At 67.2% G+C, this 1,873-nt stretch carries 2 protein-coding genes; both read right to left on the bottom strand.

Going from position 1 to position 1,873, the window contains the following annotated elements; genetic code table 11:
- Nucleotides 1-41: 41 nt before the first annotated feature.
- Nucleotides 42-317 carry a hypothetical protein gene (locus K728_RS0117755; RefSeq protein ID WP_019483600.1) on the bottom strand — a complete coding sequence of 92 codons (276 nt, stop codon included), beginning with the start codon at nt 315-317 and terminating at the stop codon, nt 42-44.
- Nucleotides 318-461: 144 nt separating this feature from the next.
- On the bottom strand, nt 462-1,873 hold a 1,412-nt coding region (locus K728_RS0117750), incomplete at its 5' end, for a phospho-sugar mutase (RefSeq protein ID WP_024477519.1).

The raw sequence follows: 1,873 nt of genomic DNA, 5'->3' as shown, positions 1-1,873 counted from the left end.
GGTCCGCCACTTTTTATGGGTGGAAGCCGTGTATTGGCCGGCTAGGCCTTGCGGTCGCCCTTGGCGAGGGTTGGTCCGGTATCGGAGCGTCCCAGGATGGACTGGGGGATCCAGAAGGCCAGGAAGAACAGCGTCAGGCAGACGGCGAAGGCCCAGACATTGTTTTGGTCGAAGAAGGCCAGGGAGCCGACGGCGCCGAGGAACAACACCATCATTACGGCGAATGTCACGAGGTTGTTGACCAGGTGGCCTTCGCCCGAGTGGGTGGGCTGCTTGCGCGGAGCGGTCCGCTCGGAGGACGTAGTGGTGTGTGACATGGAGTCTCCTCGAAATTGTGCAAAACGATACTGACTCAACCATAACTGGATTCAGCGCCCAGGGCGGCAGCGGCACCCAGACGGGTACCCGATAGCCCCGGTTCACCACGGTGGAGCCCAGTCACGCAGCGGTGTTCCCAGCGGTTAGAGCCCCAGGGACTCCTCCACATCGCGCAGAACCGCGTCCAGCCGGGCGCGGGTGGTCAGCTTCGCATCGTCGAGCTCGGCGGCCAACTCCACCGGTTCGATGACCTCCAGGTAGCACTTCAGCTTCGGCTCGGTGCCGCTGGGCCGGATGATCACCCGGGTGTCGTCCCGGGTCAGGTACAGCAGCCCGTCGGTCGGCGGAAGCCCGGCGTAGCCGGTGAGGAGGTCCTGCACGACGTCGACTGCCGAGTCCGCGAAGGCCTGCGGGGGGTTTTCCCGCAACCGGTTCATCATGGCGTCCAACAGGCCAAGGCTGCCGACCCGGACCGAGAGCTGGTCGCTGGCGTGCAGCCCGTGCAGCAGTGCCAGGTCATCGAGCAGGTCAAACAGGGTCCGACCCTCGGCCTTGGTGGCCGCGGCAAGCTCGGCCAGGAGCAGCGCCGCGGAAATCCCGTCCTTGTCCCGGACCAGGTCGGGTGCCACGCAGTAGCCCAGCGCTTCCTCGTAGCCGTAGGCGAGCGACGGGACCCGGGCAATCCACTTGAATCCGGTCAGGGTTTCGGTGTGGGGGATCCCGGCGGTTGCGGCGATGCGGGAGAGTAGCCGCGAGGACACAATCGAGTTGGCGAAGACGGTTCCCGCAGCAAGCGCACCGGTGTCCTGCGCCCGGCGCACGGCGAGGTGTTGCCCCAGCAGGGCCCCCGTCTCATCGCCGCGGAGCATCCGCCACTCACCGGTCGCCGGATCTTTGGCTGCTACTGCAACCCGATCGGCGTCCGGGTCGTTGGCCAGCACCAGGTCGGCGTCGTGAGCTAGAGCAGCAGCGATGGCAAGGTCGAGCGCGCCGGGCTCCTCGGGGTTGGGGAAGTCAACGGTGGGGAAGTCGGGGTCCGGGTCTGCCTGCTCGGCTACCACGTGGACGGACCCGAATCCGGCGGCGGCCAGCACTTGCTGTGCGGTGGTGCCGCCTACCCCGTGCATCGGGGTCAGCACGATCGAGAGGTCCCGGTCCGGGAACCGCTCCCGATCCGCCAGTGCAACCACCGATGTGACATAGTCCTTGGCGATGCTCTCCGGCAGGACATTCCAGCCCTCGGCCGCCAGCAGGATGCTGCCGAGCTGGCCTACCGCTGCAATGCGGGCGGCGATCTCGGTGTCCTGCGGGGCCACGATCTGTGCCCCGCGGCCGGCGTCGTCGACGGCGCGGCCTCCCAGGTAGACCTTGTACCCGTTGTCCTGGGGTGGGTTGTGGCTTGCCGTGACCATCACCCCCACCTCACACTCCAGGGCGCGGACCGCGTAGGCAAGGACCGGCGTCGGCAGTTCGGTGGGCATCATGAAGGTCTGGATGCCCGCGGCGGTGAAGATGGCAGCGGTTTCCTCGGCGAAGATCCGCGAGTTGTGGCGGG

This window comes from Arthrobacter sp. CAL618, from assembly GCF_000468215.1.
GTDB lineage: Bacteria > Actinomycetota > Actinomycetes > Actinomycetales > Micrococcaceae > Arthrobacter_D.
The sequence above is the reverse complement of the archived record's forward strand: the minus strand, read 5'-3'. Positions and strand labels throughout refer to the sequence as shown.

Excerpts from the sequence above, each read along its gene's own strand:
- K728_RS0117755 (WP_019483600.1), bottom strand. The coding sequence starts at position 317 with ATGTCACACACCACTACGTCCTCCGAGCGGACCGCTCCGCGCAAGCAG.